This is a genomic window from Halorubrum tibetense, from assembly GCF_042661865.1.
Taxonomy (GTDB): Archaea; Halobacteriota; Halobacteria; order Halobacteriales; family Haloferacaceae; genus Halorubrum; species Halorubrum tibetense.
The window spans coordinates 1-5373 of the sequence record NZ_JBHSWW010000170.1 but is presented as its reverse complement, the minus strand read 5'-3'; the positions used below and the strand labels follow the sequence as shown (position 1 = coordinate 5373).

Below are 5373 nucleotides of genomic sequence, written 5' to 3'. Positions count from 1 at the left end.
GGGATCAGCCGACAGCGGCGGACAACGAGCCGGGAGGCGTGGCACGAGAGCGTCTCGGCAGCGGTCGAACGCATCCGCGGCGGTGAGCTGCGGAAAGTGGTGTTGGCGCAGGCGCTGGAGGCCGACCTCGCGGCCGACTTCCCCCGGGCGGCGACGGTCGAACGGCTGGCGGAGAAGTACCCCGACTGCCACCGCTACTGTTTCGAGCCCGACGACGGCGAGAGCGTCTTTTTCGGTGCGACCCCGGAGCGACTGGTCTCCCTGCGCGGACGGACCGTCGAGACGGACGCGCTTGCGGGGACGACCGGCCGCGGCGAGACCCCGGCGGAAGACGAGTGGCTAGCCGAGGAGCTGCTGGCGGACGAGAAGAACGTCCACGAGCACACGCTCGTCGCGGAGACGGTCCGCGAGCAGCTGGAGCCGTACGCGGCGTCGATCTCCGCGGGGGAACGTCGGGTGCGGCGGCTCGCGACGGTTCAACACCTCCACACGCCGATCACCGCCGAACTGGACGCCGATCGCCACGTGATCGAACTCGTCGAGGCGCTTCACCCGACGCCCGCGGTCGGCGGGCTTCCCCCGACGCAGGCGCTGGAGACGATCCACGAGACGGAGCCGTTCGACCGCGGTTGGTACGCGGCCCCAGTCGGGTGGATCGACGCCGCGGGTAACGGCGCGTTCGCGGTCGCGATCCGCTCGGCGGTGGCGAGTCGACGACGTGCAACGCTGTTCGCCGGCGTCGGGGTCGTCGCCGACTCCGACCCGGACCGGGAGTGGGACGAGATCCAGCTCAAGTACCGACCGATCCTCGACGAGTTGGAGGACGGCGGGGAACGCCGAGAGGAGCGGAGCAGTAGGGACGGCGGGGAACGTCGAGAGGAGCGGAGCAGTAGGGACGGCGAGGCAGGTGGAGCCGGCGACGCCGGCGACAGCGACCCGAGCGAGGGTCGCGGGAGCTACTGATACATCTTCAGCGGCTCGGCCTGCGTGCTCTCCTCGGTCGCCTGCCGCATCCGCTCGGCGAGCTGCTGTTTGGCGTCTCGTATCTCCGTCGCCTGATCGACGAGCCCGTCGGTCGGCGTCTCCGTCCCGGCGATCGGGTCGATCCCGTCCACGATCAGCGTCCGGGACGCCTCGGGGTCGGGGAACTGCGGGTCGGATTCGACGATCAGGCCGACCCCGTCGCGGCCACGTTCGAGTGCGTCCGAGAGCATCGCCCCCGTCGGGCCCGAGATGAGCCCCGATTCCGGCGGGTCCTCGACATCGGCGTCGGCGAGCCGCGACCCACCGTCGCCGACCGTGACGCCGTACAGCGCAGGAGGCGACGTCTCCCGCTCGCTCGGTCGCCCGGAGAGGAACACCGGGAACGTCCCCGTCTCGTCGAACCAGTCCGAGAGACAGTCGGCGAACGTCGCGGCCGCAGACGGGTTCACCGGAACGTCGCTCTGGAGGACGACCAGTCCGGCGTCGGGTGCGGCGTACAGCCGGACCGGCGTGGTCACGCCGGTCGCACCCTCCCGATAGACGGCGACCTCCGGCAGCCCCTCGCAGTGGACGTTCGCGTAGTGGCGCATCTCGTGGACGTCCACGAGGTGGTCGGCCGCGATCTTCCCGACGAGCCCGACCCCGGGGAACCCCTCTACAAGCACCGGTCGGTCGAGCTCTATCGCGTCGTCGACGATGGAGATCTGCGCCATGCCGTCGAGTACGGTAGGGGGGATGTTAAGCCTCTGGCGGCCGCGGCGGGGATCGACGGTCGGCCGACCGGCGTCCGAAACCGTCTAATCGGGGCAGGCGGTACGGACGGGTATGAACCCGCTTGAGCGGTATGAACCGCTCGTGGACGACGTCGAGGCGTTCCGGGCGGCCTGTGATCGGCCGCTCCCGTCCGTCGTCCGCACGAACACGCTCGCCGCGACGCCCGCACGCGTCCGTGAGGCGTTCGCGGACGCGGGCGTCACCTACGAGCCGGTAGACTGGCACGACGGCCTCTTCCGACTCCCCGACGGGAACCCCGGCGGCAACTGGCCCCACGTCCACGGCTGGACCCACGGCCAAGAGGAGGTGTCGGTACTCCCGGGACTCGCGCTCGACGCGCGGCCCGGCGACCGGGTGTGGGACGCGTGTGCGGCCCCCGGGAGCAAAACCACCCAGATCGCCGACGACATGGACGACACGGGAACGCTCGTCGCCAACGACAACAACCTGGGCCGGCTCTCCGCGCTCCGACACAACGCGGAGCGGCTCGGGGTGACGAACGCCGTCGTCACGAACCAGGACGCTCGAAACTTCTCCCTGAAACCCCTCGCGTTCGACGAGTTCGACCGCGCGCTTGTCGACGCCCCCTGCTCGTGTGAGGGCACGTGCCGGAAGAACCCCGACGTGCTCGACCAGTGGACGTACGAGCACGTCGAGGCCGTCGCCGGGATCCAGAAGGGAGTCCTGACGCGGGCCGTCCAGGCGACTCGGCCGGGCGGCACCGTCGTCTACTCCACCTGCACGTTCGCGCCTGAGGAGAACGAGGCGGTCCTCGATCACGTCCTCGACGCGACGGACTGCGAGCTCGTCGCGTTCGATCTCCCCCTGGAGACCGTTTCCGGGGTCACGGAGTGGGACGGCGAGACGTACGACGAGTCGGTCACGCGCGCCCACCGGGTGTACCCGCACCACAACGACACCGGCGGGTTCTTCTGTGCGAAGCTGCGCGTCGGCGGCGAGACCGAGGCCGAGCCGGCGGCGTCCGACCCCGCCGAGGGCGAGGTGGGCGCATGAGCGACGACGCACCCACCAACGACGGCCAGCGCTTCGATCGGCTTCCGGAGAGGCCGGCGGACCGCGAGGTCGAGGGGCGCGCGAGCCGCGAGGAGGTGCTCGACTGGTGGGACGACCGGTTCGGGATCGGGCGTGACGTGCTCGGCGAGTACACGTTCTGGGAGAAGGGCGCGGGGAAAGTGTGGGTGTTCAACGGCGAGGCGACGGACCCCAGTCGGGTGGAGGCGATCGGGATGACGTTCCTCCGGACGCGACAGGAACACTGGAAGCCGACGACGCGCGCGGTCCAGCGGTTCGGCGAGCACGCCACGCGTAACGTCGTCGAGCTCGGCCCCGAGGCGGCCACCCGGTTCGTCGCGGGCGAGGACCAGGACCTCGCCGAGTGGGACGGCGACTGGGGGTATCTGATAGTCGCCCACCGGATCGCGGGCGAACGGGCGCCGATCGGGGTCGGACTGTACCTCTACGACGAGCTGCGGTCGGTAGTGCCGAAGGGGAGTCGCGCGGAGCTGTCGCCCGTCGAGTGAGGCGTCGCCCGGTTGCCGGGTTGGCCGCCGGGCGGGCCACAGGATGGACCGCTTTCCGGAGACCGGCTCAGTACGGGGGCGAGGTGAACCCGTCGGCGTCGCCGGTCGGCCGGACGCCGATCCCGTGGAAGTCGCTGTCGGGGTTGTCGCCGTCGGGCTGGACCATCTCCACGCGCTCGCGCGACTCGATGTCGAACACCGCGTAGCCGGGATTGATCCCGGTGGCGGCGTGCGGGTCGCCCGAGAGCGGGTTCGGGCCGCGCGTCGTCACGAACATGTACTCCCCGTCGGGGGAGGCCCACATGATGTCGGGCGCGTCGGACTCGGTGGGGTCGTCCGACTGCTCGGGGCCGAAGGCGTCGATCTCCTCGATCACTTCGTCCGTCTCGGGGTCGATGATCAGCCCGTCGTTCGTCTCGCGGTTGAGCACCCACAGCTCCTCGCCGTCCGGCGTGAACCAGAACCCGTGCGCGTCGACTCCCTGCGTCGACTCGACGGTAGTCACCTCGTCTTCGGCGGTGTCGTACACGTAGAAGTCGCCGACGCCGTCGGCCGCGAGCGGGTCCTCGTCCGGGTCGGCGTCCGGGTCCGAGGGGAGCCCCGCGGTGAGGTAGAACTTCTCCTCGGTCGGGTGTGGCACCGTCCCGCAGTTCGTCGGGATCTCCTCGCCGGCGTACGCGCGGTCGACGGAGAAGTCGTCGTGGTCGACGACTACGAGCGCGGCGTCGTAGTAGCTCGGGCCGACCGTGTGCAGCGACCGACCGTCCTGGGCGTACTGGTGACAGATCGGCGACCCGTCCTCGATCCCCGCGTCGAGCACCGTCTCGTTCGCACGGAGGTCGATCGCGTCCACCTGTTCGAACTCCTCGTTCTCCAGGTCGGCGTCGACGCGGACGATCTCCTCCTCGCCGATAACGTCGACGTGGATGAACTCGTCGTCCGGCGAGAAGCCGGCGAAGTGCGAGCCAGCGCCGGTCTCGAGGTTCGCCACGAGCTCGCGGTCCTCGGTGCGGTAGACGAGCGTCCGCGCGCCCGCCGTACACGCCACCGCCGCGTACTCGTAGTCGGAGGTGTAATCCACCATGTGCGGCACCTCGCCGCCCTCCGCGCCGGTGTCGATCTCGTCGACCGCCTCGAAGCCGCCGTCGCCGTCCGGCTCGTGGATGTATATCGTGTTCGTCCCCTGGTCCGCACCCCAGATCTCGTAGCTGCCGTCGACCGCCTCGTCCGCACAGCCCGCCAGGCCCGCCAGGCTCGCGCCCGCGGCCCCCGCAAGGAACGTCCGCCGTGTCGTCTGATCCATAGTGTATCCAGCTCCGGGTGGGGAAACTAAACGGTGTCGGTAGTGGCATCGAGATGCCGAGGTAGAGGCTCCGTAGTTCCGCTATTCGGCAGAATAGCGTTGTCACAGGTACGTGCATATATTACCCATAACGCGGACGCTGCTCGACACCCGTTCGACCGGGGATCGACCGGCTTCAACGTCGATCTCGGCCGACCGACGGATCCGACCGCGTCACCGCTCACGGTAGCGGGGGTACCCACGGACAGCCTCTTTTCCGTTCCGCCGTAGTGTCCGATATGCCTGTCTCGTGCCGTGCCACCCGGTCGTCACGTGGGTACGCGTTCCCGAGCGAACTCCTCCTCGAGGTGACGGCCCCGGAATGACGCCGCGGACCACGAGGCGTCACCGGGCCGCCGGACGACTGGCGGCGTTCGTCCTCGTCGTCGGTGTCGTCCTGGCGGCCGGACTGACCGCACCCATTGGCCCCGCGTTCGCCGGCGATAATCCCGGGCTCCTCGGGTTCGATCCGGACGAGGCCGACGCGGACCGCGGCGAGACCGTCGAGGTGAACGTGTGGTTCCGCGCCATGGGTGGCTACGACGACGACGGCGTCGTCGCCTACGAGTACACGGTCGCGTACGACCCCGACGTGTTGACCGCCGTCGATGTCGAACCGGGACCCTGGCTGGAACGCGGCGAGGAGACGAGCGTGCGCCACGGAACGGCCATCGACGAAGCGAACGGAACGGTGACCGTCGCGGCGGAGCGCGACCCGCCGGCGGGCGGCGT

At 70.0% G+C, this 5373-nt stretch carries 6 protein-coding genes; 4 read left to right on the top strand and 2 right to left on the bottom strand.

All coding sequences use genetic code 11. From position 1 onward, the window contains the following. On the top strand, window positions 1-963 hold a 963-nt coding region (locus tag ACFQEU_RS10920; protein ID WP_379782040.1), incomplete at its 5' end, for an isochorismate synthase. Here ACFQEU_RS10920 and ACFQEU_RS10915 read toward each other — a convergent pair. Then, window positions 957-1697 carry a proteasome assembly chaperone family protein gene (locus ACFQEU_RS10915; protein WP_379782038.1) on the bottom strand — a complete coding sequence of 247 codons (741 nt, stop codon included), beginning with the start codon at window positions 1695-1697 and terminating at the stop codon, window positions 957-959. The two genes, ACFQEU_RS10920 and ACFQEU_RS10915, sit on opposite strands and share 7 nt — an antisense overlap. Before the next feature lie 112 nt (window positions 1698-1809). On the opposite strand from ACFQEU_RS10915, the gene ACFQEU_RS10910 reads away from it, so the two are divergent. Together ACFQEU_RS10910 and ACFQEU_RS10905 are read left to right on the top strand one after the other, a co-directional pair. Further along, complete coding sequence (locus ACFQEU_RS10910; protein WP_379782036.1) at window positions 1810-2772, top strand: RsmB/NOP family class I SAM-dependent RNA methyltransferase; 963 nt, start codon at window positions 1810-1812, stop codon at window positions 2770-2772. Further along, window positions 2769-3299 carry a DUF7122 family protein gene (locus tag ACFQEU_RS10905; RefSeq protein WP_379782033.1) on the top strand — a complete coding sequence of 177 codons (531 nt, stop codon included), beginning with the start codon at window positions 2769-2771 and terminating at the stop codon, window positions 3297-3299. Before ACFQEU_RS10910 ends, ACFQEU_RS10905 begins: the two co-directional genes overlap by 4 nt. A gap of 67 nt (window positions 3300-3366) precedes the next feature. On the opposite strand, the gene ACFQEU_RS10900 is transcribed toward ACFQEU_RS10905, so the two are convergent. Further along, on the bottom strand, window positions 3367-4602 hold the full coding sequence (locus ACFQEU_RS10900; protein ID WP_379782031.1) for a YncE family protein: 1236 nt from the start codon (window positions 4600-4602) through the stop codon (window positions 3367-3369). Between the two features lie 361 nt (window positions 4603-4963). Here ACFQEU_RS10900 and ACFQEU_RS10895 point away from each other — a divergent pair. Next, the coding region (locus tag ACFQEU_RS10895; protein ID WP_379782029.1) for a cohesin domain-containing protein at window positions 4964-5373 on the top strand (410 nt) is incomplete at its 3' end.

Bases quoted from the DNA above. Each gene is read 5' to 3' on its own strand.
- ACFQEU_RS10910 (WP_379782036.1), top strand. From the start codon at position 1,810: ATGAACCCGCTTGAGCGGTATGAACCGCTCGTGGACGACGTCGAGGCG.
- ACFQEU_RS10900 (WP_379782031.1), bottom strand. From the start codon at position 4,602: ATGGATCAGACGACACGGCGGACGTTCCTTGCGGGGGCCGCGGGCGCG.
- ACFQEU_RS10915 (WP_379782038.1), bottom strand. From the start codon at position 1,697: ATGGCGCAGATCTCCATCGTCGACGACGCGATAGAGCTCGACCGACCG.
- ACFQEU_RS10905 (WP_379782033.1), top strand. From the start codon at position 2,769: ATGAGCGACGACGCACCCACCAACGACGGCCAGCGCTTCGATCGGCTT.